Source organism: Achromobacter dolens (assembly GCF_902859745.1).
Lineage (GTDB): Bacteria > Pseudomonadota > Gammaproteobacteria > Burkholderiales > Burkholderiaceae_B > Achromobacter > Achromobacter dolens.
Window position 1 is genome coordinate 15,011 of the sequence record NZ_CADIJW010000051.1, and the last position, 24,885, is coordinate 39,895.

Sequence of the window (24,885 nt, forward strand, 5' to 3'; positions counted from 1 at the left end):
GCGGCGGGCCGGCGCCACGTCGGCTTTAAGAAAATTCTTGGTTTGGGCGGTAGGACGGAATTCTATGATCGGCGGCATGATCGTAGCCCCCCGCACCCGGGAAGCCCCGACCGCGGCGGCGCCGGGGCTGTCCATGCTTTTACTGCACCTGTTCGCCGTCGCGCTCGCGGCCTGCATCCTGGTGGGGACCGCGCTGTACGCCTACGGGGCGTTCACCGCCGAGGTCTCGAAGTACCGCCGCCGCATGAATGCTGGCGCCTACAACGCCCAGTTGTATTTCGACCAGCGCGAGGCGCTGCTGCGTTCCGTGGCGGCTTCAACTGTGCGCAACAGCCGCCGCCTGCCGCTGTCGCAGATGCCGCAGACGCTCGGTCCCTCCGGCCAGGTCACCGTGGCGCCGCTGGCCGATGCCGGCGGCGCCTTTGACTGGGCGTTGATCCTCACGCCGCGCGATCGCGTCAACGTGGCGCAACTGCGCGCCCACATCGTCTACGTCTCGCCGTCCGGCGGCGCGGCCGCCCGCCTGGCGATGCCGGCAGATGGCGGCGTCACGCCGATGTCCGGCGACACCGCCCGCTGGCTGGCGCAGGCGCTGCGGCTGCGCAGCGCGCGGCCGGGGCCGGACGGCCGCACGCCGATCGTCTGGCTGCGGCCGCCGATGGATCCGGCCAATCGCCTGTTCCTCTACACGCCGGCCGATGTCGCGGGCGAGGACCGCACCTGGATCGGGCTCGAGGTGGGCGGCCTGGGGGCGGTGCTCGACCCGGTGGAGTGCGCCAGCGGAGGGGCCAGCTACGCGCTGTATGACGGCGACGGCGCCATGGCCCTGCATGGCGGCAAGCTGCCGCCGCGGGTCGAGGAGACGCCGGCCTACCTGTCGCGCGATTCGTTCCGCCTGCGCGGGGCGAGCTGGTGGCCGCAGACGCTGGTGCTGGTCAAATCGGTGGGCGAGGCGGGCTGGCGGCTGGCCTATTACGTGCCGATCAGCGATCTGATCGAGGATGGCGCGCCGGCGTTCGAGGCGGCCGCCGGCGTGGCGCTGGCGCTGCTGGCGGCGGTGCTGCTGGCGGTACGCCATCTGCGCCTTCGGCTGGTGCGGCCGGCGCAGCGGCAATACGCGGCGCTGCTGGACAGCGTGGCGCTCAACCGCAAGATCGTCGAGGTGGCGCCGGTCGGCCTGTGCCTGCTGCGGCGCGCCGATGGCGCGGTGCTGCTGTCGAACGCCGCGGCCCGTCAATGGCTGGGCGAGCGCGACCACTGGCGCGAGACGCTGCTGCGGGCGGGCGCCGAGACCGGCGGCGAGGAATGCACGCTGGAGAACGGCCGCAGCGCCTACGTGGCGTTCGCCGCCACCACCTATCAATCCGAAGACGTCGTGCTGTGCGGCATCAGCGACATCACGGCGCAGAAGAAGGTCGAGCACGCGCTGCGCCAGGCCAAGCTGGCCACCGACCAGGCCAGCGCCTCGAAGGCGATGTTCTTTGCCGCCATCAGCCACGAAATCCGCACGCCCCTCTACGGCATTCTCGGCACGCTCGAGCTGCTGGCCATGAGCGGCCTGAGCGCGCCGCAGCGACAGTACCTGGACACGATCCAGCAGTCGTCGTCGACGCTGCTGCGCACCGTCAACGGCACGCTGGACCTGTCGCGCATCGAGGCCGGCCGCGAGGAGCTGGAGATCGGCGCGTTCTCGCCGGCCGAGCTGGTGGAACAGGTGGTGGCCAATTACGCGGCGCGGGCCGCCGCCAAGGGGTTGACCCTGTATGGCCTGAGCGAGGTCGGCATGCCGATGACGGTGCGCGGCGACGCGGTGCGCATCCAGCAGATCCTCAACAATCTGGTCAGCAACGCGGTCAAGTTCACCGAGGCGGGCCGCGTGGTGCTGCGCGCCTGCGCCGCCGTCGCCCGCGAGTCGGGGCAGGTCCGGCTGCGGTTTCAGGTGGCGGACACCGGCCCGGGTATCCGCGAGGACCACCGTGCGCGGCTGTTCGAGCCGTACTTCCGGATCCCCGCGGGGCAGGGGGGCGACAGCGGCGGCACCGGCCTGGGACTGACGATCTGCCGGCGCCTGTCGGATCTGATGGGCGGCGCGCTGTCGGTGGTCAGCGAGGAAGGGCTGGGCACCAGCATTGCGTTCTGCCTGACGCTGGCGGCGGACGAGCCGGTCGGCGCCGCGCCGGTCGCGCTGGCGCCGCGGCCGGTGTATGTCGATGGCGCGGTGCCCGAAGTGGTCGACAACGTACGCGGCTGGCTGAGCGCGTGCGGCGCGGCCGCGCTGCCGTACCGCCAGGCGGGCGACGCCGCCGGGTCGGCGGATGCGGTGCTGGTGCGGACCTGGCCGCCGTCCGCGCCGGCGCCGCAGTGGCGGCAACGGCAGGTCACGGTGTGGGCGCCCGGGGCGAGCCAGGACGCCTTCATGGCCGACGCGGCCGAAGGCGTGGCGAGCGCGTCCGACCCCGCCAGCATCTGCCGCGCCGTGCGCATGGCGCAGGACGGAGTCGAGCCCGGCGCGTCCGGCGTGGCGGGGGCTGCGTCGCGGTCGCTGGACCTGCGGGTGCTGCTGGTCGAGGACAACGCGATCAATCAGCGGGTGCTGCGCGAGCAGCTCGAATACCTGGGCTGCGTGGTGACGCTGGCCAGCCAGGGCGACGAAGCCTTGCGGCAATGGCGCGCGCAGCCGTTCGACCTGGTGCTGACCGACCTGAACATGCCCGTGTCCGACGGCTACCAATTGGCGCGGGCGCTGCGCGACGCGGGCCACGCCGGACCGATCATCGGTCTGACGTCGGGCTCGAGCGCCGAGATCGTGCAGCGCGGCCTGGCCGCGGGCATGGATCAGGTGCTGGGCAAGCCATTGCCCTTCCTGGTGCTGGCGCAGACCCTGCACGGGATCGCGAAGGATCCGACATGACTTCGCCAGCCGCCTGCCGGGCGCTGGTCCTGGACGATCATCCGCTGCAGTGCCTGTCGCTGCGCGACCTGCTGCGACAGGCCGGCCTCAGTCTCGTCGATACCGCCGAGAACGCCGCCGCCGCGCTCGAATGCCTGCGCGTCGCGCGCTACGATCTGGTGCTGACCGACATCCGCATGCCCGGCATGGACGGCGCGCAGTTCATCCGCGAGCTGGCCGGGCTGGCGCGGCCGCCGATGCTGGCGGTCGTCACGGGGTGCGGGCGCGCGCTGGCCAACAGCATCGGGTTGATGGCCAGCGAAATCGGGCTGCCGCTGCTAGGCGTCTTCATCAAACCCGTCACGGCCGAACAGGTCCGCGGCCTGGTGGCGCAGTGGCGCGCCCGCGTCTCGGCGCGGGCGGCGGGGCGGCCCGCTGGCGCGGGCTACGCGCCGTCGCGCGACGACGTGATGGCGGCCTTGCGCGCGGGCGACATACAGGCCTGGTTCCAGCCCAAGCAGTCGCTGGCGTCCGGCGCCATCGCGGGGGCCGAGGCGCTGGCGCGCTGGCGCCATCGCGACCAGGGCCTGCTGCTGCCTGGCGCGTTCCTGCCGACGGTGCGCCGCCACGGCCTGGAGCACGAACTGCTGATCCGCATGCTCGACGACAGCCTCGCGGCCATCAGCGCCTGGCGCCGCGCCGGCTTCCGCATCCCGGTCTCGGTCAACCTGCCGGTGCGCCTGCTGGACCGGCCGCGGCTGCCCGAGGAATTGTGCGCGCGGGTCGCGCGCCGGGGCCTGGCGGCGGAGGACATCACCTTCGAACTGCTGGAAGACGACATGACGGTGGCGCCGGGCAATTATCATATGGGGGCCAGCCGACTGCGGCTGCAGGGCTTCGGCCTGGCCCAGGACGACTTCGGCAAGGGCTACAGCTCGCTCTACAGCCTGATCTCGACGCCTTTCACCGAATTGAAGATCGATCGCGCCTTCGTCCACGGCGCCCCCGAAGACGAGTCCCGCGCGGCCGCATTGCTGTCCGCGGCGCAGCTTGGACGGCGATTGGGGCTGCGGGTCACCGCCGAGGGCGTCGAGACCGAGGCAGCGCGGCAATTCCTGCGGCGCATCGCCTGCGATTATGCGCAGGGCTTCCTGATCTCGCCCGCGGTGGACCCGGCGGCGTTCCAGGCGCTGCTGGGCGCGCCGCCCTTTTCCAATCACCCGATTCCACCCGTGAATCCCCGCGACCCGCGTGAGCCGGTCGGCGCCGCGCGCATGGCGCGGCGCCGGCCTGGCGCGCGCGGGCAATGACGCATCCATGAAACTGGACACACCGTTGATAAGAGTCATACGCGCATCGCGCCGATTGAATATCGTCCTGTTCGCCATCCTGACGCTGCTGCTGGTGCTGGGCGGCGTGCTCTATTGGGGCGGACAGCGCATCCTGCAGCAGGAGGAGGAAAAGCTGCGCACCGACTTCACCGTGCTGGTGGGCTATATCCACGCCCACGAGAGCGTGCTGCAGGGCCTGTATGCACAGGGCCTGAACCCCGACGGACGGCGGCTGGTGGCGCCGACGCGGGTCAGCGAGACCGCCGGGTTCGAGCGCGGGTCGTGGGCCTTCTACGACGGCCAGCACGCGATCGCGGCGATGCCGTTTTCGCTGCTGTGCCAGAGTCCGGACGCGTGCCCGGTGGCCGGCGGCGTGTTCACCGGCATCGGCGATTACCTGTCGGATTTCTACGCCACGCGCTGGGCCGCGTCGGTGTATCCGGCCGCGCCGCTGTTCGTCATGTCTCCGAGCCAGCAGCTCAGCATGAGCGTGCCCGCGATCGCCACCATGTCGGGCTACGAGCCGCTGACCCGGCAGACCTTCCTGGCGGTGGTGGATGCGGTGCAGCGGGCGGGCGGCGCCACCGATCCCGAGGACCGCTCGGGCAGCGAGGGACCGAGCGTCCTGTGGGTGCGCGACCCGCATCTGCCGGACGCGATAGTCGGCATGCTGCCGGTGATGCTGCCGCTGAACGGGCGCGGCGCCGAGCCCGCCACGCGGCGCAATGTCTACGCGGTCTCGCTGCTGAGCCGCGGCCGTGTCAGCATTTCCGAGCGTATCCGGCAGGTGCCGCTGTTCGACCGCTTCTGGCTGGTGCGCCAGGGCGGCGAGGTGCTGCTGGGCGAGGGCGCTCCGCCGGTGATGGCGCCGGGCTTTCGTTTCGCCCGCGACGGCCTGCTGCTGCGCATCGCCGACAAGAGCGGTCAGTGGAACGGCTATTACCAACTGGCCTATAGCGGCTTCTTTCGCGCCAACATATGGTTGCCGGCCGCGGTGCTGCTGATGCTCGGCCTGGGGCTGGCGGCCGGCTGCGGCTACCTGTTCTGGTACAACCGGCGTGTCATCCATCCCGCCGAGATCGCCCATCTCGACATGGTCGAGAGCGAGGAGTTCAACCGCACCGTGCTCGACACGGCGCCGGTGGCGCTGTGCGTGCTGTCGCGGCTGGAGGGCCGCATCGTGTTCGGCAATGCGCTGGCGGCGCAGTGGCTGGGCATCGGCGTGGGCGAGCAGTTGCGCGATTCGGCCGAGACCAACAAGCTGCTGCGCCAGGTGCTGGGCGCGTCCGGCCCCGGCACCCTCGAGACCTTCCGCACCCATGACGGGCGCACGCTGTTCGTTGCGTTCGCGCCGACCCGCTACAAGAAGCAGGATGTGGTGCTGTGCGCCTTCGCCGATATCAGCGCGCGCGCCGAGATGGAGCACACACTTGCGCAGGCCAAGCAACAGGCCGATCGCGCCAACGAGGCCAAATCGACCTTCCTGGCCACCATGAGCCATGAAATCCGCACGCCCCTGTACGGCGTGCTGGGCACGCTGGAGGTGTTGTCGCTGACGCCGCTGAACGAGGCGCAACGCCGCCACGTCGACCGCATCCAGGATTCCTCCGTGATCCTGCAGCAGCTCATCAGCGACATCCTCGACATCACCAAGATCGAATCGGGCCAGTTGGCGCTGCAGCGCGAGGGTTTCGATCCGCGCGAGCTGGTCGAAAACTGCATCGCCTCGTATGCCGGCGTGGCCGAGCGCAAGGGGCTGGTGATCTACAGCGGCATCGACACCGCGACGCCGGCCTGGGTGATGGGCGACGGCGGCCGGATCCGGCAGATCCTCAACAACCTGGTCAACAACGCCATCAAGTTCACGGACTCCGGCCACGTGGTGGCGCGGCTGCGGGCCGACGCGCTGGAGGGCGGGCGCGCGCGCCTGCATTTCCAGGTGGTCGACAGCGGCGTCGGCATCCGCGAGGAGGATCAGGCTTTCTTGTTCGAGCCCTTCTACCAGATCGACGGCGGTTCGCACCTGGTGCGCGGCGCCGGCATCGGCCTGTCGATCTGCGCGCGGCTGGCGGCCTTGATGGGAACCGCCATCCAGGTGACCAGCGAGCCGGGGCTGGGCAGCAGTTTCTCCATCGCCATCGACCTGGACCTGGCCGAGGCGCCGCCGGCACCGTCGCCGCGGTTGCACGGGCTGCGGGTCTACGTGCGCAGCGCGCGCCGGGCGCTGAGCGCGAACCTGTGCGAATGGCTGGAGCATTGGGGGGCGCAGGCGAGCGTGGCGCCGGCCGTCCTGCCGTCGGACGAGTCAGGCGAGCGCGTGCTGCTCGACGTGCAGATCGGCGGCGAGGCGGCCGCGCCCATCGAGTGGGACGGGCCGGTGGTGCTGGCGGGCGGCCAGGACGACGCTGGCGCCACACTGCACCGCGCCGACCGGCACTACCTGAACAGCATCGGCTTCGCGCTGGAACGCTGGGCCAGCGGCGACGCCGCCGTCGCCACCAGGCAGGCCGCCGCGCCGCACTACGCGCCGCTGAACCTGCGGATCCTGGTGGCCGAGGACAACCCGATCAACCAGGTGACGATGCGCGACCAGTTGCAGCAACTGGGGTGCGAGGTGACGCTCGCGCCGGACGGAGCCGAGGCGCTGGCGCAATGGAACATCGGGCCGTTCGATGCCGTGCTGACCGACGTCAACATGCCGCGCATGAACGGCTACGAGCTGGCCAGCGCCTTGCGGGCCCAGGGCGTGGCCGTGCCGATCATCGGGGTGACGGCCAACGCGTTGAAGGACGAGGAAGCCCGCTGCAGGGCCGCGGGCATGAGCAGTTGGCTGGTCAAGCCGCTCAAGCTGAGCCTGTTGTGGAGCGAGCTGCGCGCGCAACGCGGTGGGGCCGCCGAACCGGGGCAGCCGCCCAGCGCATCGGAAGCCGCGGCCGCCGCCGCGTCCATCGCCGCCGCCTGCGCCGCGGGGGCGCCGCCGCTCGTGGGCAAGTATCGCGAGGTCTTCGTGCAGACCATGAGCGAGGACCTGGCGCGGTTGGAGCGGGCGCTGGCCGCCGCCGACGTGCGCGACCTGAAGGCGGTGCTGCACCGGATGCGGGGCGGGTTTGGCGCGGTCCAGGCGATGGCGCTGTACCAGCAGGCCGAGGCGGCCGAAGCGCGGCTGCGCGCCGGGAAACCGCTGAGCGATCCCGCGCGCGCGCAGGTGACGGTGCTGGCCGATGCGTTGCGCGCGATGCTGGCGGCGTTGTGAGCGGGCGGGTTCAGTCCAGCGCGTCCAGCAGCGCCCGCGCCTGCGCCACGACATCGTCGTCGTTGGGGCGGAACACCAGCGGCAGCGCCTGCGCCAGGCGCGTGAAGTGCGCCTGGCTGCTGCGCGCGTAGGCCGGGTCGTAGTGGCGGTCGATGAGTTCGCGCGCCAGCTCGGTGCGACGGCCTTCGTCGATCAGGCGCAGCCAGCCGCCGACGGTGTCGCGGCTGTGCAGTCCGACCAGGCGCTGCAACTGCGACTTGAAGCTGGCGGGATCGTCGAACAGTTGCGCGTAGTCCTGCTGCAAGAACTGCGCGCGGTCTTCGCGGCTGGCGGTGACGGCGACGCAGGCGCCCCGGTGCAGCGCGGCCAGCAGCGAGTCCGGCAGCGCGACGGCGCCGATCTTGCGGCTTTCGGCCTCGACGAACACGGGCCGGTCCGCGTTCAGCGCGCGCAGCCGCGCCGCCAACCGCGTGTCGAAGCCCTTTTGCGTCGGTTGCGGCACCCCCGCAAGGGCGCCCAGCAGCGAGCCGCGATGCGCCGCCAGCGCTTCCAGGTCCAGCGTCTGCGCGCCGGCCTGCGCCAGCGCGTGCAGCAGCCGCGTCTTGCCGCTGCCGGTGGGGCCGGTCAGCACCACGAAGCGCAGGCCGGCGGGCAGGGCGTCCAGGGCCTCGAGGGTGGCGCGGCGGTAGGTCTTGTAGCCGCCATCGAGCTGGCGCGCACGCCAGCCGATCATGTTGAACATCACCGTCATGGAACCCGAGCGCTTGCCGCCGCGCCAGCAATACACCAGGGGACGCCAGCTTTGCGGGCGATCGGCGAAGGTGGTGTCCAGGTGGTTGGCGATGTTGCGCGCGGCCAGGGCGGCGCCCAGCCGCGTGGCCTCGAAGGGCGATTGGCGGTACAGCGTGCCGACCCGGGCCCGCTCTTCATTGCTGAACACCGGCGCGTTCAGGGCGCCGGGGATGTGGTCATCGGCATACTCGAGCGGCGTGCGCACGTCGATGATGTCGTCGAAGTCATCGAGCCGGTCCAAACCGGCCAGCAGGTGTTTCAAGGCGGGGCCATCCAGGAGGGAATGGCGAATTTTCGCACGGCGCCGGGTCGGACCCGTGCCGGGCGCGCGACGGGGAGCACTTGCGGGACCGTGGGAAGGGCGGAGGGCCGGCCGGGCATGTGCGCCCGGCCGGCCCTCGCGGAACACGGCCGCCGCCGGCGGCGATCAGGCGCCGAAGGTCAGCGCGTTGGTCAGGTCGCCCATCGGCTTCTGGCCGCGCGCGGTCATGGCGTCGTCGCGCGCCTTCAGACCCTCGAGCGTCGGCAGGTCGAACAGGCGGGTGGCCAGGCGCAGGATCGAGCCGGTGTCGTAGATGGTGTGGTCGACGGTGCCCTTCTTGGCGAACGGCGAGACCACCAGCGCGGGAATGCGCGTGCCGGGGCCCCAGCGGTCGCCCTTGGGCGGCGCCACGTGGTCCCACCAGCCGCCGTTCTCGTCAACGGTGATGACCACCACCATGTTGGCCCACTGCGAGCTCTTGCGCAGGCTGTCGACGATGTGGGCGATGTGGCGGTCGCCCGAATCGACGTCGGCGTAGCCCGCGTGCATGTTCAGGTTGCCTTGCGGCTTGTAGAACGTGAGCGGGGGCAGCTTGCCGGCTTCGGCATCGGCCAGGAACTTGTTGGTCGACGACAGATCGCCGAGGCCGCCGTCGCGCAAGTGCGCGGTGCGCGCGGCGGTGCCGGGGCCGGTGCTCTGGAAGTAGTTGAAGGGCTGGTGGTGCGCCTGGAAGTTGGGCGAGGAGGGGAAGCCGGTGTTGGCGGTGGAGTCGATCGCCGCCTGCCAGCCGCCCGCGTACCAGGCCCAGTCCAGGCCCTTGGCGGTCATCAGGTCGCCGATGTTGTCGTGCGTCTGCGGCACCATGAACACCGAGGTCGGATCGGCCTGGGTCGGGTTGGCGGCATCGCGGGAAAAGGCGGGCCAGTAGGGCGGGCCCATGGTGTTCACGCCGTAGCCATCCGGCGTCAGGGCGCTGGCGCCGAACTGGGGCGCGCCGGTGAGGGCGCTGGCCGGCGAGGTCGGCTTGGGTTGCAGGTTGGGATCGGTCGGATCGGCGCTCTGCAACTGGGCGATCTGGCCGCGCACGTTGATCGAGGCGTTCGCCAGGTCCGGATAGAACGGCGGACGGGCGGCGGCGAGGTATTGATGGTTCAGGAACGAACCGCCGAACGCGCCCTGGAAAAAGTTGTCGCACAGCACGAATTCCTGGGCCAGCTTCCACAGGCGCAGGTTGTAGGCGGAGTCGCTGTAGCGGCCCATGACCAGCGCGCCGGAGTCGGCCCAGGCCACGAAGCGGTCGTTCTTGCCGCCGTTGATCTGCATCTGATTCTGGTAGAACACGTGCCACAGGTCGCGCGTGACCACGCCTTGCGGCAGCGGCTCGCCTTGGGGGCCGCGCAGGTCGAAGGGCGCGTTGGGCAGGTTGTTCATGTAGGGCGCGTTCTCGGCGACCTGGTAGGTGACGTGGTTGGCCTGTTGCGAGGTCGGCACCATGCCGCCCCACACCGGCGGCAGCACCGATAGCGTCGTGCCGTCGCGGTCCTTCTGCGTGTAGTCGGCGGCGGTCAACGCCGACAACGGCTTTTCGACGCCGGGGAAGTTGGAGAACAGGTTGTTGAAGCTGCGGTTTTCCGCGAAGATCACCACCAGCGTCTTGACGTTCTTGCGCAGTTGCGTCGTCAGGTCGGGGGCGGGAGCGGGGGTGTTGTCGTCATCGTCGCTGTCGCCGCTGGAACAGCCGGCCAGCGCGCCCATGGCGGCGGCGCTGGCGCCGAGCGCGGCGATACCGGTCAGGAAGCCCCGGCGGGTGGCGCGGACGGGAGTGTCGGCGTCAGCGTGATCGGCGGCCGTCGACGTCGCGGCAGCCTGCGCGTTCGCGCTCTTTTCTTTTTCAGACATGGTTGTAGACCTTGCGGAGAGGGTGGCGCCCTGTCATGGCGACACGAGGGTTGCCGGATGACAGCCGGCATTCACGGCGGCTAGCCTAGGTTTGCGACGTTGTATCAATGTGACCATCGGCTGTCGGCAAGCTGTACGCCAGGGAGACTCCCGCCAAATTCCCTTAGACTGGCGCCATGGCTGACATCCGAGTGAAAGCAATGACCGACCATTCCGCAGGCGGATCCGCGCGCCAGGCGTCGCCTCGCACCAAGCCGCCGGAGGTGCGGCTGGACGAGTTGATGGGCGCCGCGCAGGCGCTGTTCCTGGAAAAAGGGGTCGACGCCACCACCATCAGCGAGATCACGGAAGCGGCGGGCGTGGCCAAGGGCACGTTCTATGTCTACTTCCCGTCCAAGCACGAGATGCTGCATGCGCTTGCCGAGCGCTACGTGCGCGAATTCGTCGCGCAACTGGCCAGCGCGATCGACGCCTGCGACGCGCACGACTGGGTCGGGAAGCTGCGCGCATGGGTGCATGCCAACGTCGCGACCTATCTGCGCACTTACCGCGTGCACGACATCGTTTTCACGCATCAGCATCACCATGCGCGCGAAGGGCATACCGGCAACGATGTGGTCAGGCAACTGCAAGGCATCCTGCAGGCCGGGGCCGAGGCGGGCGCATGGCGGGTGGACAATCCGCGCATGATGTCGCTGCTGATCTACGCCGGGGTGCACTGCGCCACGGACGACGCGATCCTGTCGAAGCTGTCGGATCCCACCGACTTCGCGCGCGGCATCGCCGACGCCTATCTGCGCATGCTCGGCGCGGCCGTGTAGCGCCGCGACGATTCAGGACGGCAGCCGTGGCCGGCCGTGTTTTGGGTAGGCACGGCGCCCGACTTGCGCGGTCTGCGAAACAACGCTATGATTCAAGGCTTGCTTTTTAACGCGCCCGTAGCTCAGCTGGATAGAGTACCTGGCTACGAACCAGGGGGTCGTAGGTTCGAATCCTGCCGGGCGCGCCATTGAATGTTTGCTGTATGGTTGGCTAGAGTTTGATTTAAAAGTCAGCTCAAAGGTTGCCTTATAGGCTAAAACCCGGCTAAAACGCGATGGACCGCCCAAGTCGAGCGCTTGGGTAAAAATGAAGAGCAAATGCAGTGCGGTGGTGAAATTATTCTGATATAATTTTGCCTCTTTACCGGAGCGCCCGTAGCTCAGCTGGATAGAGTACCTGGCTACGAACCAGGGGGTCGTAGGTTCGAATCCTGCCGGGCGCGCCACTTACTTGGATGCATATTCAAGGTGAGTACGGAAAAGGGAAAGAAACGCAAAAAAGCCGCGCCGCCACATGAGAATGTGGCAATGCATGGCGTGGCAATGCATGGTGTGGCAAGGTGGCGCAGTCATATGCGCCGCGACAATGAGAAGGCCTTTGATCTCGGATCGAAGGCCTTTTTGTTTGTATGCAGCATGTTTGTCTGCGGCATGGTTGTGCACTGCATGCTTGCCGGTCGTTCTTGCCGAATGTTCCTGCTCGGCGCCTTTGCCGGCCATTGCCATGGTCGGGCATCTTGGGGGCATGCCGTGGAACGTCGCGGGCACGGGCGCATGCCGGCACGGTTTCCGGCGGGATCAGGGCGCGGCAATGGCACCCGTCGCGGCAGGGGCCGGCGTGGCGGCGGCGACGTCGTCATCCTCCAGCCCCCAATTGCCCACGGTGTACCAGTCGTCGCCCAACAGTTCGGCCGGGTGCATGGTGCGATCCGAGCCGTTGCCACAGGCCAGTTCGTTGGTGGAACAGTAGCGGTCGCAGCCCCAGCAGACGCGCTCGGGGTGTTTGGGGTGCAGGGGAAATTTCTTGGCCATGCCGGTGTGTCTCCATGCTCGCTGGATCCAGCGTAACGCCGTGGGCGACCGCGGCGATTGATCTGGCGCAATCCGGGTGGGAGGCAGCCGGCGCCCCTCCGATTTGCGGACCGTCGCGAATCCATGTTATAAACACGCCTCTTTAGCGCGCCCGTAGCTCAGCTGGATAGAGTACCTGGCTACGAACCAGGGGGTCGTAGGTTCGAATCCTGCCGGGCGCGCCATCGCATTACGTGTCGATGAAATAGGCGCTGATAGGCGCCAAGTCGTCGGCGCGAAGCAAAAAAAAGCCTGGCCTTGCGCCGGGCTTTTTCGTTTTTGCGCGCGGGCACGCGGTCCGCGGTGATGCGCGCCTGGGGGCGGCTTACTGGCTTACTGGCTTACCGGCTTACTGGCTTACTGGCTTACTGGCTTACCGGCTTTCTGGCTCACTTCTGGATGTCCTGCCGCTGGCGCTGATAGCTGTCGTACGACGTGGACGCCGCGCCCATGCAGCGCTGGCGCTCCTGCATGTCGGTGATCCAGCCGCATTCATTGCGTTGCCAGGCCTGGCCGGTGTCGTAGGCCTGCCGCGACGAGCAGGCGGTGCCGAGCGTGGCGGCCGCCACGCACGCGAGCAACAGGGTGTAGCGCATGCGGTTCTCCGAGAATGCGCTGAGTGTACATTCGCTGATCTGCGCAGACACCATGAGCCGCCGCGAGATCAGACTCGCCTGCGCCGACGCCGCCGCGCGCCTTACCAGACGCGGTACACGCGGCCAGTCTGCACGCCCTCGACGCTGCGGCTGTAGGCCAGCGCCACGCGTTGGGCGGACGCGGCTTCGAAGCCCAGGAAGTAGGGGCCGTAGCCGTCCCACGATTCCTGCAGCACGGTCGGGCTGACCGAGTTGATGCGCGCGCCTTGCAGTTCCACCGCCGCGCCGCGCACGAAGCCATCGATCGCCGAGTTGACGGCCGACGCGTTGGCGCCGAAGCGGATCGGCTCGTCGCTGACGATGCCGCTGGTCAGCGTGATCGAGCCGCCGTGGTTCAGGTAGTGCTGGCCGATCAGCGCCAGGTCGACCTGACCCAGCAGCTTGTCATGCAGGCCGATCTTGAATTGTTCGGCGGTCATTTCGGCCAGCGGGCCGAAGTGCAGCGCGCCGGCGGTGGAGACGATGGCGTCGACCTTGCCGATGCGGTCGAACAGGCCGCGGATGCTGTCGCTGCGGGTGATGTCGACCTGGTATTGGCCCTGGGTCTTGCCGATGGCGATGACCTCGTGGCGCTGGCCCAGTTCGTGGGCGACGGCGCGGCCGATGGTGCCGCTGGCGCCGATAAGTGCGATTTTCATGGAAACTCCCGAGTTGGATGTGGGGCGCGCGGCATGGACGCCAGCGCATGAAGGCATTCTGCGATGTCCATTCCTGTGGAAAAATCCGGGAATGGTTGGAACACTTCATACCCAGGGTGCGTAATTCATGGATCGTCTGCTCAGCATGGAAGTCTTCGTGGCGGTGGTCGAGCTGGGCAGCCTGACGGCGGCGGCCGCGCGCCATGAGATGTCCGCCGCCATGGCGGCCAAGCACATCAAGGGCCTGGAGGCGCGGCTGGGACTGCGGCTGATGAACCGGACCACGCGGCGCCAGAGCCTGACCGAGGCGGGCCAGGCGTACTACGCGCGCTGCAAGGAGATCCTGGCCGACATCCGCGACGCGGAGCAGGGCGCCGAGGCGTTGCGGGTGGCGCCGCGGGGCAACCTGCGCATCACGTCGACGGTTTCGTTCGGTTCGTTCGCGCTGGCGCCGGTGATCGCCGATTACCTGGATCGTTATCCGGACGTCAGCGTCGAACTGGCCCTGAGCGACGCGGTCGAGGACCTGGTGGCGTCACGCTACGACCTCGCGGTGCGCATCGGCGAGCCGCGCGATTCCAGCCTGGTGGCGCGCCCCATCGGCCGCTACCAGATGATCATCTGCGCCGCGCCGGCCTACCTGGCGCGCCATGGCACGCCCCAGACGCCTGCCGACCTGACCCGGCACCAGTGTCTGGACTTCTCGTACTGGAGCCGCCGCACGGGCTGGCGGCTGGCCGATGGCGACGGCGCGCAGGCCGACTATCCGCCGACCAGCCGCTTCGTCTCGAATAACGGCCAGGCGCTCAGGCAGGCGGCGCTGGCCGGCTTCGGCATCGTGCTGCAGCCCGAGCTGTTGCTGGCCGAGGACGTGCGCGCGGGCAAGCTGATGCCGATCCTGCAACCATACTGGCCGGCCGCGCGGCCGGTCACGCTGCTGTATCCGAAGGACAGGCAGGCGTTGCCCAAGCTCACGACGTTCGTGGAGTTCGTCGTGGCGCGGTTCACGGAGAAGGGCGGGCGGCGCTGAGCGGCTTCAGCCACGTCGTCGGTCCACCGCCGTCAGGCACAGGCCGGTCTTGAGGAGCTGGTAGACCTGGCCGCCGAGCCAGGTGACTTTCTCGCCCGAACTGGTGCGACAGACGCAATGCGCCTTGGGATCGAAGCGGGAAGTGCCGAGCGCGGAGTAGGCGTCGGGGTCCGACACGAAGCGTTCGATGCGATACAACGTGCCGTCGGGGGCCGTGGCCAGTACGTCAGTCAAGCGTCTTGCGGTTCCGAGCATTTCAGGTACCTCCCCATGCGCGGTCATTCTTACGCGGCGCCAAAGTTGCTCGAACAATTCCATTGGTCAGGCGAATGCGGCCTGCATCAATGGAAATGTCCTCCTAACGATGAATCATCGAGCTGGTCGGGCGTGACACCCAGCGCGGCCGAGATGCGGTCCAGAATGATCTGGCGCGGTCGCGGACGCGGCCTTTCCAATTCGATGTAGATGGAGTGATCCACTCCGAGGCGGGCAGCCATGTCAGCGGTGCTGATGTTCAGGTGCTCGCGCCAGGCGCGTATCAGGCTCCAATCGTTGCCGGTTTTTAGTCTAGCTACAGCGGATGGTACGACGTTTTTTTGCGCCGCGTGTGATTCTTGCGCGACAGCGGGACGACAGGCGTCGCGCACGGTGTTGCGCGCCTTGGCGTTCTTGCGTGCCTCGGCCAGGGGGGGCGCGGCGCCGGGTTCGGCGGTGAAGATGATCCCACCATTGACCTGACGGTACAGATTACCGCCGATCCAGGCCAGGGCTTCGCCATTGTCGAGCATGCATTCGCAATCCAGGTGGTGGTTGCTGGGAATGCTCTCGAGTTTGGCAATGGTTTCCGTGGTCGTGGCATGTCTCACCACGCGGTGGAGGACACCGTCGGGCGAGCGCACGAACACGTCGGGAAGTCTCCAGGAAAACGGAATGATGATCTCCATGGCTGCAATGGTTCGCTACCACTGTATCCCTCTGCGCGCGCGATGGAATTTGGGGTTTCCCCTGCATCGCGGACGTTTGTCCATGGTAGTCCTGATTCGCTCAAAACATCTTCACAAATCTTCACCCGGGAGCCGGCTGTGCAGCGCCGGCGAGCCCGCAAAATAACGGATTGGACGCCAGGATTGCCGTGATGTTTTCTGTTGGAGCGGGCGCCTTGCGGACCGCGCCGGCCGCGCCGCGCGGCCGCGCGCTGGCAGGGTGGGCCGCGGGCCTTTCGTGCGCCTTTCATGTGCTGGTGGCCGGCCTGTTGTGGCGGGCCGCCAGCGAGCGCGAGACGCCGCCGGCGCCGGCGGCGATCCGCCAGAACGATTTCTACGTGACGCTGTTGCCGCCGCGGGCCGGGCCGCAGCCCTCCGCGTCATCGGCGACGTTCACCGTGGCGCCATCGGTCGCGCCGTCTTCGCCCCTATCCTCCGAGGCCGTCGAGCCGTCTTCGTCCGCATTGCCGCGGTCGTCCACGCCGTCCTCTTCCAGGCTGGCGAAGCCATCCGCGTCGCGTCAGGCCACGCCCGCCAGGACGCCTACGGCCAATACACCACGCGACTTTCGCTGGCGCGGTGAGGACGCCGCGGCGCAAGGCCTGCCGCGCGCGCGTGGCGAGGCGAGGGTGGACCTGGCGCCCAGGACGCGCGCCGAACCCTCGGCGCTGGCCAAGGGTATCGCGCAAAGCGTGCGGCCGCCTTGCCGCGACGCGCATGCTGGTCTTGGATTGCTGGCATTGCCGTTCCTGCTGGCCGACACGGTGCGTGACGGCGGCTGCAAGTGGTGACGCGGCGGCAGCGCATAGCGGTGTTGCCGGCCGGGTTCAGAAGCCGGCCGCGGCCAGCAATCGCGGCATGACGTCGGCGGCCGCGCCGCGCAGGTTGAAGTCGGCGTGCGCGTCGAGCGGCGTGGGCGCCGGGTTGACCTGCACCACGGTCGCGCCGGCCCGCGAGGCGCGCAACGGCAGCTCCGCCGCCGGATACACCAGCGCCGATGTGCCGATGCTGAAGAACAGGTCGCAATCGTCGCACGCCTGCTGCGCCGCGCGCCAGGCGCCGGCCGGCAGGCTTTCGCCGAACCAGACCACGCCCGGCCGTATCGGCGCGCCGCATTCGACGCAGGCGGGCGGCGTGATCGCGCGCTCTTCGGCGGACGTGTCGAGGCCGTCGTCCAGGGCGCGCGGGGCGATGCGGGCGGCGTGTCCGCACGCGCTGCAGCGCGGCGCGTGCAGGCTGCCGTGCAGATGGATCACGGCGTCGCTGCCGGCGCGCTCATGCAGGTTGTCGACGTTCTGGGTGACCAGGGTCAGCGCGGGGATGCGTCGCGCCAGCGCCGCGATGGCGCGGTGCGCCGCGTTCGGCTCGGCGCGCGCGACCTGCGCGCGGCGCCATTCATACCAGCCCCAGACCAGGTCCCGCTGGGCCGCGAAGGCCTCCGGCGTGGCCAGGGCGCGGGCGTCGAAGCGCGCCCACAAGCCGGTGAGCGGGTCGCGGAAGGTGGCGATGCCGCTTTCGGCGGACACGCCGGCGCCGGTGAAGACGGTCACGCGCCGGGCGCGCGCCAGCCGGTCGGCGAGCGCGGGCGCAATGGTGGGAATCTCGGTTGCCATGCGGGGAATGCGGTGAAGGGGCGGGTTCGATACGCTGCACGCGTGGCCCCCGGGCTGTCAAGCGCGGGATGGCGCGCGGGCGGGGCATTGCGGCGCGCGTCCCAGATGATGGATACTGGATAGTCAAATTGGGATGTTCAATGGCATGGCCCGAGCGGGCCGCGCCCGATCCGGAGAGATGCTATGCCCGAAGCCACCGCCGGCCTGGACCGGCTGCGCCATTTCATTGCCACCGCGACCCGCCTGGCCACGCCCGACGGGCTGGCGCAGTCGTCCGAACTGCAGGCCGCGTTCGCCGCGCTGATTGCGCATGACGACTGGTTGCCCGAGGCCTGTACCGCGCCGCATCCCCAGTACTACCAGCAGTACCTGCTGCACTGCGATCCGCTCGAACGCTTCTCGATCGTCAGCTTCGTGTGGGGGCCGGGCCAGCAGACGCCGGTGCACGATCATGAGGTCTGGGGCTACGTCGGCATGCTGCGCGGCGCGGAGGTGAACCAGCGCTATACGCGCGGCGCCGACGGCCGGCTGGCGCCGCGTGGCGCGCCGGAGACCCTGCATCCGGGCGACGTCGAACGCCTGTCGCCACAGGAGGGCGACATCCACCGCGTTTCGAACGCCTTCGATGACAAGGTCTCGATCAGCGTGCACCTGTACGGCGGCAATATCGGCGCGGTGTCGCGCCATGTCTACGACCCGGCCACGGGCCAGGCCAAGCCGTTCGTGTCGGGCTATTCGGCGCCCAGCGTGCCCAATCTGTGGGACCGTTCGGCGGCGGTGCGCGCGGCCTTGCCCGCCGCGGGCCGCTGAGGCCTGTTCGCCGGGCATGGCCCGTGCTATGGTCGCGTCCTAAATATTGGGAAAACCAAAAAAATGGACAAGACACTGCTCAAGGGGTTGATGGTGCTGGAGGCGGTCACGGACGTGGATAATCCGCCCCGCACCATCGATGCGCTGGCCGCCCGGGTCGGGCTGACGCGCAGCAATACCCACCGCACCCTGCAAACATTGATCCACGCCGGCTACGTCGTGCGCGACGAGGACGGCGGCGGCTATCGCGGCGCGGTGCGCCTGTTCGAGCTGGCGGCGCGCCAGCTCGGGCAGCTCGACCTGCGTCGGCTGGCCGCGCCGTTCATGCGCACGCTGGCCGACCAGACCGGCGAGACCGTGCACCTGTCGGTGCTGGACGGCTTCGACGTGGTCTACGTCGACAAGATCGACAGCCCGCAACCGATCCGCGCCTATTCCATGGTGGGCGGCCGCGCGCCGGCCTACGCGGTGGCCACCGGCAAGGCGCTGCTGGCCTATCAGGCCGAAGGCTACGTCGAGCGCTACGCCGACCGGCTGGCGCGCCATACGCCGGCCACGCTGGTGTCGATGCCGTTGCTCAAGGAAGAACTGCGCAAGGTGGCGCGCACCGGTTATGCGGTCAATCGCGGCGAATGGCGCGAGGGCGTGGGCGGCCTGGCCGTGGCGCTGTTCAACAGCCTGGATCAGCCGGTGGCGGCGATCGGCATCTCCGGTCCCCTCGACCGCCTGAGCGCGGCCCGCATGAAGCAGTTGGCCCCGGACGTGGCGGCGTGCGCCCAGGCGCTGTCCCAGGGCATGGGGTATCGGCGCGGGTTTCTTGGGCAATGACGGGGGCCTCCCGCGCATGCCGTGCGTCCTCATGAATCCTAAATAGTAGGATTCAATTTTCAATTAATGGTTTACCGCGGATTCGTCGCGGTGCTATGCTGGCCCGCGGCCTGACGCCGCGTTTTCGCATCCGGAAAGAACGCAGGCAGGCGACACGATGCCACGGCATCGCGCGCGGCCTTGGATTCTTTTCTTCATTCCAAATACTGAATTGGCATAACGAGAGGTCGACCATGACATCCGGTTCGGCATTGGCCGGCATCACCGTGCTCGAGATCTGCAACGTCGCCGCGGGGCCGTTCTGCGGCATGCTGCTGGCGGACATGGGCGCGGACGTGATCAAGCTGGAAAATCCGGAGGGCGGCGATACGCTGCGCAGTTGGCCGCCGCTGAGCCAGGGCTACAGCGAGAACTTCGCCTCGCTCAATCGCAACAAGCGCTCGGTCACGCTGAACCTGAAGGATCCGGCAGACCTGGCCCTGGCGCGCGAACTGGCTGCCAGCGTCGACGTGCTGATCGAGAACAATCGGCCCGGCGTGATGGACCGGCTGGGCCTGGGCTACGCGGCGTTGCGCGAGGTCAATCCGCGCCTGGTGTACTGCTCGATCTCGGCCTATGGCCAAACCGGCCCGCGCGCCCAGGAAGGCGGCTTCGATCTCACCATCCAGGCCATGAGCGGCCTGATGAGCGTCACCGGCGAGGCCGGCGGCGGGCCGGTCAAGTGCGGCGTGCCGGTGGCGGATTTCTCTGCCGGTCTCTACGGCGCCTTCGCCATCGCCTCGGCGCTGCGCGCCGCCCAGGCCAGCGGCCAGGGCACGCATATCGACGTGCCGATGCTCGGCGCCACGCTTGGCATCGCGGCGCTGCAGACGTCGGAGTTCTTCGGCAGCGGGCGCGATCCGGTCAAGCTGGGCTCGGCCCACCCGCGCAACGCGCCGTATCAGGCGTTTCGCTGCAAGGGCGGCTATTTCGGCATGGCGGCCGGCAACAACGCGCTGTGGAAGGGCGTGTGCGTGACGGTGGGCCGCGAGGACCTGCTGGCCGATCCGCGCTTTACCGACACCAGCGCGCGCGCCCGCAACCAGGACGCGCTGCGCGAGATCCTGGAAGCGATCTTCGCGGCCGACGACGCGCCCACCTGGCTGGCGCGGTTCCGCGCGGCCGGCGTGCCGTGCGCGCCCATCAACACCTATTCCGAAGTGCTGGCGGACCCGCAGGTCGAGCACATGGGCTGGGTGCAGGCCCTTGAACTGCCGAATGGCGTGGCGACGCGAACCTTCGGCCTGCCGGTGCGCTTCGACGGCCAGACCACCGCGCTGCGGCGCCCGCCGCCCGCGCTGGGCCAGCACAACGACGAGGTGCTGGGACCGCTGCGCGACAAGGGGCGGCGCGCATGAGCGCGACGCTGCAGGTCGAGCGGCGCGGCGCCGCGCAGGTGCTGACGCTGGCGCGCCCGGACAAGATGAACGCGCTGTCGGCCGAGCTGGTCGAGGCGCTGATCGCGGCGGTGGACGCGGCGCCGGCGCAGGGCGCTGAGGTCATCGTGCTGCGGGGCGCGGGCCGCAATTTCAGCGCCGGCTTCGATTTCGGCGAGCTGGAGGCGCAGAGCGAGGGCGACCTGCTGCTGCGCTTCGTGCGCATCGAGACTCTACTGCAACGCTTGGCGGCCTCGCCCTGCCTGACGGTGGGGCTGGCGCATGGCCGCAACTTCGGCGCCGGCGTCGATCTGTTCGGCGCCTGCAAGTGGCGCGTCAGCGCGCCGGACGCGAGCTTTCGCATGCCGGGCCTGAAGTTCGGGCTGGTGCTGGGCACGCGCCGCTTCGCCGCGCTGGTCGGCGCCGAGCGCGCCCGCGCCATCCTGGAACAGGCCAGCACGTTCGGCGCGGCCGAGGCCTACCGCGACGGCTTCGTCAGCCACGTGACGGCGCAGGAATCGTGGCCCGAGATCGAGCGCCAGGCCGGAGAGGCCGCCGGCGCATTGACCGGCGCGGCCCGGGCGCAGTTGTATGCGGCCCTGTCCGCGGAGCAGCCCGATACCGACCTGGCGCGGCTGGTGCGCTCGGCCGCCGAGCCGGGTCTGAAGGCGCGGGTGGCGGCGTACCTGCAGGCGCGCTGACGCCGTCAGCCCGGCCGGCGCGACGATAAGAAAGCGAAGGAGGCAGCATGGGTTCGGGATTCAATCAAACGCACAAACAGTGTTCGCTGGCCGAGCTGGCGGCGCTGGTGCCGGACGGCGCGTCGATCGCGCTGGGTGGCAGCTTCCTGCATCGGGGGCCGTTCGCCTTCGTGCGCGAACTGATCCGCCAGGGGCGGCGCGATCTGGAGCTGGTCAAGCAGTCGCCGGGCTACGACGTGGACATTCTGTGCCGCGCGGGCGCGCTGCGGCGCGTGCGCGCCGGCATCGTGGCGATGGAAGGCAATTTCGGCCTGGCGCCGTGGTATCGCAAGGCCATCGAGCGCGGCGAGGTAGAGCTGGAGGAGCATGCCTGCAACAGCCTGACGGCGGGCCTGCGGGCCGCCGCCTACGGCGTGCCGTTCCAGCCCTGCGGCGGCCTGCACGGCAGCGCCCTGCCGACCCTGAACGGCTGGAAGTGCCTGGAGGATCCCTACGGCAGCGGCGAGCGCACCTGGGTGATCCCGGCGGTGCGGCCCGACTTCGCGGTGATCCAGGCCTCGGAAGTGGACGCGCGCGGCAATGTGCGGGTGCATGGCACGGCGCACTGGGACCGCATCATGTCGCGCGCCGCCGGCAGCGTGCTGGTGGTGGCCGAGAAACGGGTGGACAGCGCCGTGTTCGAGGCGCAGCCCGAGGCCACGCTGGTGCCGTATTTCATGGTGCAGGCCTATACGGTGCTGCCGCGTTCGGCCTGGCCGGGTTCGTGCTGGCCGGACTATGCCATCGACTATCCGGCGGTCGAGGCCTACATGGACAGGAACGGCGACCTGGCGGCCCACCTGGCCGCCGCGCCGGAAGCGGGAGCGGCGAATGGCTGAGCAATGGTCGGGGTTCTCGTACATCGTCACCAATCTGGCGCGCTTCATCCGGCCCGACGAGATCACCTTCAGCGGCGTCAATTCGACCCCGCCCATGCTGGCCTGCCTGCTGGCCAAGCGCGCCTACGACTGGGACTACGTCTATATCAACGTGGCGGGCGGGGTCGATCCGCGTCCGTCGCACATCCCGCTGTCCAGCTCCGATCCGGTGCTGGCCGAGCACAGCGCCTCGATCTTCGCCAACGAGGACTTCTACGACCTGTGCACGCGCGGCCGCATGGACCTGGCGTTCCTGGGCGCGGCGCAGATCGACGGCGCCGGCCGCGCCAACAATTCCTGCATCGGTGACTGGCATGCGCCCAAGGTGCGGCTGCCGGGCGGCGGCGGCGGGGCGGTGATGATGCCCACGGCGCGGCGCACCTGCACCTGGCGCACCGAGCATTCGCGCCGGGTGTTCGTGCGGGAGCTGGATTTCGTGACAGCGGGCGGCGGCTTTGCCGGCGTGGCGACGCCGATCGCCGTGTTCGTCAAGCGCGACGGCCGGCTGGCGCTGCAATCCTGGCATCCCGAGTCCAGCCTGGCGGAAGTGCGCGAGCGCACCGGTTTCGATTTCGATGCCGAGGGCGCCGGGCCGACGCCGCCGCCGACCGAGGCCGAGCGGCGCGCCTTGCGCGAGCTGGATCCCGATGGGGAGTTCGAGCGTGACGCGGCGGTGACGCTGCGCTAGGGCCCGTGCGGCTCCCGCCCGTGGGAAAGGGCGTTCAGGGCCGGCGCCGGCCGGATGCTCGCCGCGTGGGCTCAGTCGTGGTTGCCGGCGCGCAGGCGCGCCAGTTCGGCGGAAAGTTCGGCCACCAGCGCCTGGGCGCGCGCCAAAGGATCGTGGCCGGCGACAGCCGGTTCGACGGCGGCCGCGGCGGTGCCCGACGCGCCGCGCAGGCGCGGCTGCACGCTTTCGTGGCCGACGCTGACGTCGACGTCGAACACCAGTTGTTCGGCGCGATGCCAGGTGCTGAACCACTCCAGCGGCCGGCCGTGCTGGTCCATGCCCTGGCCTTCCAGCATCAGCAGCGGCGTGCCCGCCGGCACTTGCAGCAGGCCGGCCAGGGCGGCATCCGCCGCCACCGCGCGGATCTGGTTGCGTCCCGCGCCGGGATGCAGGCCGAAGCGCCGCGTCAGCACGCCGTGCAGCGAAGCGTCGGTGAGTTCCTCGGCGCGCAGCCCGGGCACGGCGGCGGCGGGCAGCCAGGTGCGCACGTAGGCCAGCGGCGCGTCGGCGACGTGGCGCAGCCGCTCCAGCAACAGCAGGTCCTGGGTGCCGAAGAACTCGGCCACGGCCTTGGGCGGCTCGCTGGGCGCGAGATCGAGCACGCGGGTCTTGAGCGTCACGCCGGATTGCGCGAATTGCTCGTACAGGCCGGTGGAGCGTTGCACCAGGCGGCGGTGTTCGCGCGGCGCGGCCACCACCGCCGGGCGTCCGGCCTCGCGCTGGATCAGGCCTTCGGCGGCCAGGGCCGAGAGGGCCTGCCGCACCACGCTGCGGGCCACGCCGAAGTGCTCGCACAGCGCCGCCTCGCTGGGCAGCAGGGCGCCGGCGCCGAGCTTGCGGGTGCGGATGTAGCCGCGTAGCAATGCCGCCACCTGGGCGTGCAGCGGCACGTCGCCGGAACGGTCCAGCGCGGGCAAGTCTTCAGCGTTGGCGGGCGCCATGGAATCAACCTCCTGTTTGAGCCCGCGCAGTTTCCCATACATGCGTCCAGCCCGGGGCCAGATGCGCGGCGCGCTCGGCGGCCAGGATCAGACTGTCTTCGCGGGCGATGCCCTGGCCCGCGATGTCGAACGCGGTGCCGTGATCGACCGACACGCGCACCACCGGCAGGCCGACGGTGATGTTAACGCCGTCATCGCCATAGACGGCCTTGAAGGGGGCGTGGCCCTGGTCGTGGTAACAGGCGATCACGAACTGCCACTTGCCGCGCACGGCTTGCGGGAACAGCGCGTCGGCCGGGATCGGGCCGGCCGCCAGGATGCCGGCGGCGTTGGCCTCGGCCACGGCGGGCGCCAGGATGTCGGCGTCTTCGGTGCCGAAGATGCCGTTCTCGCCGGCGTGCGGGTTCAGGCCCGACACCGCCACCGGACGGTCGCCGCGGCCCAGGGCCTTGGCGAACGAGCCGGCCAGGCGCAGCACCGCGCGCATGCGCGCCGGCGTCAGGTCTTCGATGGCCTGGCGCAGCGACACGTGGGTGGTGGCGTGGAAGATGTAGAGATCGCCGGCGGACAGCACCAGCGAGAAGGTCTTGACGCCGAATTCGTGCGCCAGCAGTTCGGTGTGGCCGGGCCACTTGTGGCCGGCGGCGTGCATGGCGGCCTTGTTCAGCGGCGCGGTGACGATGCCGTCGACCTCGCCGGCGCGCGCCAGGGCGCAGGCGGTGGTGACGAAGCGCACCGAGCCGTCGCCGGCGTCGGCGCTGATCTCGCCCAGCTTGACGTGGCCCAGCGAGGGGCCGGCCTGCAACACTTCGATGATGCCGGGGGCGTTGGTGGCGTCGGCCGGACGCTCGACGCGGCGCACGATGGCGGGATCGCCGCCCAGGCCGCGCACGGCGTTGGCCATCACGTCGACGTCGCCAACCACGACCAGGCGCGCCTTCTGGCGCAGTTCGTCATGGCCCATCAGCATCTTGGCCGTGATTTCCGGCCCGATGCCGGCCACGTCGCCGAGGGTGACGGCCAAGAGCGGCAGCTTGGGAGCGGGGGGTTGTGTCATCGCTTGAATCTCCTGTCGCGGATCGCGCGCACGGCGCGAACCAGTACGTCTTCGGCGCCAAAGCCGCCGGCCTTGGTCACCACGGGCAGGCCGTCGGCCGTGCCGCCGGTCAGCGTGCCCAGGGGCACGCCGCCGATCACTTCATCCACCAGGGCGATGCCGCCGGCGCCCAGCGCCAGCAGCACCTGGCGCGCGCCGTCGCCGCCGGTGGCGACCACGCCGGCGGCGCGCGAGGCGCCGATGGCCTGCG

At 69.6% G+C, this 24,885-nt stretch carries 24 protein-coding genes and 3 tRNA genes; 15 read left to right on the forward strand and 12 right to left on the reverse strand.

Going from position 1 to position 24,885, the window contains the following annotated elements; all coding sequences use genetic code 11:
- The first annotated feature begins 133 nt into the window (after positions 1-133).
- The 3 genes from HV783_RS24555 to HV783_RS24565 are packed head-to-tail and all read left to right on the forward strand — an operon-like array spanning position 134 to position 7,474.
- Entirely contained in the window at positions 134-2,911 is a 2,778-nt protein-coding gene (locus HV783_RS24555; RefSeq protein WP_254604025.1) for an ATP-binding protein, read from the forward strand.
- Entirely contained in the window at positions 2,908-4,200 is a 1,293-nt protein-coding gene (locus tag HV783_RS24560) for an EAL domain-containing response regulator (protein ID WP_175190048.1), read from the forward strand. Before HV783_RS24555 ends, HV783_RS24560 begins: the two co-directional genes overlap by 4 nt.
- Positions 4,201-4,255: 55 nt before the next feature.
- Positions 4,256-7,474: an ATP-binding protein gene (locus tag HV783_RS24565; protein WP_175190049.1), complete on the forward strand. Its 3,219-nt coding sequence runs from the start codon at positions 4,256-4,258 to the stop codon at positions 7,472-7,474.
- Positions 7,475-7,484: 10 nt separating this feature from the next.
- Here the strand turns inward: HV783_RS24565 and mnmH are convergent, their stop codons facing one another.
- Positions 7,485-8,528 (reverse strand): tRNA 2-selenouridine(34) synthase MnmH, encoded by a 1,044-nt coding sequence (gene mnmH / locus HV783_RS24570; RefSeq protein WP_054503097.1) that lies wholly within the window; start codon positions 8,526-8,528, stop codon positions 7,485-7,487.
- A gap of 165 nt (positions 8,529-8,693) precedes the next feature.
- Entirely contained in the window at positions 8,694-10,427 is a 1,734-nt protein-coding gene (acpA, locus tag HV783_RS24575; RefSeq protein WP_064524223.1) for an acid phosphatase, read from the reverse strand.
- 200 nt (positions 10,428-10,627) lie between these two features.
- Between acpA and HV783_RS24580 the strand changes: the two genes are divergently transcribed.
- From HV783_RS24580 to HV783_RS24590, 3 genes are all read left to right on the forward strand, one after another.
- Positions 10,628-11,248, forward strand: a complete 621-nt coding sequence (locus HV783_RS24580) for a TetR/AcrR family transcriptional regulator (protein ID WP_054503095.1) — start codon at positions 10,628-10,630, stop codon at positions 11,246-11,248.
- Between the two features lie 111 nt (positions 11,249-11,359).
- Positions 11,360-11,436: transfer RNA gene (locus HV783_RS24585), tRNA-Arg, on the forward strand.
- Positions 11,437-11,617: 181 nt separating this feature from the next.
- A tRNA-Arg gene (locus HV783_RS24590) sits at positions 11,618-11,694 on the forward strand.
- 1 nt (position 11,695) lies between these two features.
- Here the strand turns inward: HV783_RS24590 and HV783_RS24595 are convergent.
- Together HV783_RS24595 and HV783_RS24600 are read right to left on the reverse strand one after the other, a co-directional pair.
- Positions 11,696-12,016: a hypothetical protein gene (locus HV783_RS24595; protein WP_175190050.1), complete on the reverse strand. Its 321-nt coding sequence runs from the start codon at positions 12,014-12,016 to the stop codon at positions 11,696-11,698.
- 30 nt (positions 12,017-12,046) lie between these two features.
- Positions 12,047-12,280, reverse strand: coding sequence for a DUF3079 domain-containing protein (locus tag HV783_RS24600; RefSeq protein ID WP_054503094.1), 234 nt, complete (start codon positions 12,278-12,280; stop codon positions 12,047-12,049).
- Positions 12,281-12,427: 147 nt separating this feature from the next.
- Between HV783_RS24600 and HV783_RS24605 the strand changes: the two genes are divergently transcribed.
- Positions 12,428-12,504, forward strand: a tRNA-Arg gene (locus tag HV783_RS24605).
- A 204-nt stretch (positions 12,505-12,708) separates the two neighbouring features.
- On the opposite strand, the gene HV783_RS24610 is transcribed toward HV783_RS24605, so the two are convergent.
- A complete protein-coding gene (locus HV783_RS24610; RefSeq protein WP_175190051.1) occupies positions 12,709-12,915 on the reverse strand; it encodes a hypothetical protein in 207 nt (68 codons plus the stop codon).
- Positions 12,916-13,016: 101 nt separating this feature from the next.
- The gene (locus HV783_RS24615; RefSeq protein ID WP_054503092.1) at positions 13,017-13,613 is read right to left on the reverse strand and encodes a short chain dehydrogenase; all 597 of its coding nucleotides are present in this window, start codon (positions 13,611-13,613) and stop codon (positions 13,017-13,019) included.
- Between the two features lie 127 nt (positions 13,614-13,740).
- On the opposite strand from HV783_RS24615, the gene HV783_RS24620 reads away from it, so the two are divergent.
- On the forward strand, positions 13,741-14,643 hold the full coding sequence (locus tag HV783_RS24620) for a LysR family transcriptional regulator (RefSeq protein ID WP_064524227.1): 903 nt from the start codon (positions 13,741-13,743) through the stop codon (positions 14,641-14,643).
- 6 nt (positions 14,644-14,649) lie between these two features.
- Here the strand turns inward: HV783_RS24620 and HV783_RS24625 are convergent, their stop codons facing one another.
- Together HV783_RS24625 and HV783_RS24630 are read right to left on the reverse strand one after the other, a co-directional pair.
- Positions 14,650-14,898, reverse strand: coding sequence for a hypothetical protein (locus HV783_RS24625; RefSeq protein ID WP_175143250.1), 249 nt, complete (start codon positions 14,896-14,898; stop codon positions 14,650-14,652).
- A gap of 86 nt (positions 14,899-14,984) precedes the next feature.
- Positions 14,985-15,587, reverse strand: coding sequence for a helix-turn-helix domain-containing protein (locus tag HV783_RS24630; protein WP_054503089.1), 603 nt, complete (start codon positions 15,585-15,587; stop codon positions 14,985-14,987).
- A 191-nt stretch (positions 15,588-15,778) separates the two neighbouring features.
- Between HV783_RS24630 and HV783_RS24635 the strand changes: the two genes are divergently transcribed.
- Positions 15,779-16,417, forward strand: coding sequence for a hypothetical protein (locus HV783_RS24635; RefSeq protein ID WP_175166620.1), 639 nt, complete (start codon positions 15,779-15,781; stop codon positions 16,415-16,417).
- 36 nt (positions 16,418-16,453) lie between these two features.
- Here HV783_RS24635 and HV783_RS24640 read toward each other — a convergent pair whose 3' ends face one another.
- On the reverse strand, positions 16,454-17,239 hold the full coding sequence (locus HV783_RS24640) for an SIR2 family NAD-dependent protein deacylase (protein WP_175190052.1): 786 nt from the start codon (positions 17,237-17,239) through the stop codon (positions 16,454-16,456).
- Between the two features lie 183 nt (positions 17,240-17,422).
- Here HV783_RS24640 and HV783_RS24645 point away from each other — a divergent pair, with 183 nt between their 5' ends.
- The 6 genes from HV783_RS24645 (at position 17,423) to HV783_RS24670 (ending at position 22,598) form a co-directional block, all read left to right on the forward strand.
- The gene (locus HV783_RS24645) at positions 17,423-18,049 is read left to right on the forward strand and encodes a cysteine dioxygenase family protein (protein ID WP_064524235.1); all 627 of its coding nucleotides are present in this window, start codon (positions 17,423-17,425) and stop codon (positions 18,047-18,049) included.
- A 63-nt stretch (positions 18,050-18,112) separates the two neighbouring features.
- Entirely contained in the window at positions 18,113-18,877 is a 765-nt protein-coding gene (locus tag HV783_RS24650; protein WP_054503086.1) for an IclR family transcriptional regulator, read from the forward strand.
- A gap of 233 nt (positions 18,878-19,110) precedes the next feature.
- Positions 19,111-20,274 (forward strand): CaiB/BaiF CoA transferase family protein, encoded by a 1,164-nt coding sequence (locus HV783_RS24655; protein WP_054503085.1) that lies wholly within the window; start codon positions 19,111-19,113, stop codon positions 20,272-20,274.
- The gene (locus tag HV783_RS24660) at positions 20,271-20,993 is read left to right on the forward strand and encodes an enoyl-CoA hydratase/isomerase family protein (protein WP_175190053.1); all 723 of its coding nucleotides are present in this window, start codon (positions 20,271-20,273) and stop codon (positions 20,991-20,993) included. Before HV783_RS24655 ends, HV783_RS24660 begins: the two co-directional genes overlap by 4 nt.
- 47 nt (positions 20,994-21,040) lie before the next feature.
- A complete protein-coding gene (locus tag HV783_RS24665; RefSeq protein WP_054503083.1) occupies positions 21,041-21,871 on the forward strand; it encodes a CoA transferase subunit A in 831 nt (276 codons plus the stop codon).
- Positions 21,864-22,598, forward strand: a complete 735-nt coding sequence (locus tag HV783_RS24670; RefSeq protein ID WP_054503082.1) for a CoA-transferase subunit beta — start codon at positions 21,864-21,866, stop codon at positions 22,596-22,598. Before HV783_RS24665 ends, HV783_RS24670 begins: the two co-directional genes overlap by 8 nt.
- A 71-nt stretch (positions 22,599-22,669) precedes the next feature.
- Here HV783_RS24670 and HV783_RS24675 read toward each other — a convergent pair whose 3' ends face one another.
- From HV783_RS24675 to HV783_RS24685, 3 genes are all read right to left on the reverse strand, one after another.
- Positions 22,670-23,578, reverse strand: coding sequence for a GntR family transcriptional regulator (locus tag HV783_RS24675; RefSeq protein WP_049072947.1), 909 nt, complete (start codon positions 23,576-23,578; stop codon positions 22,670-22,672).
- A gap of 4 nt (positions 23,579-23,582) precedes the next feature.
- Positions 23,583-24,635, reverse strand: coding sequence for a 4-hydroxythreonine-4-phosphate dehydrogenase PdxA (pdxA, locus tag HV783_RS24680; RefSeq protein WP_175190054.1), 1,053 nt, complete (start codon positions 24,633-24,635; stop codon positions 23,583-23,585).
- Positions 24,632-24,885: nucleotide-binding domain containing protein (locus tag HV783_RS24685; RefSeq protein ID WP_302477823.1), on the reverse strand; the 254-nt coding region annotated here is incomplete at its 5' end. The genes pdxA and HV783_RS24685, both read right to left, overlap by 4 nt.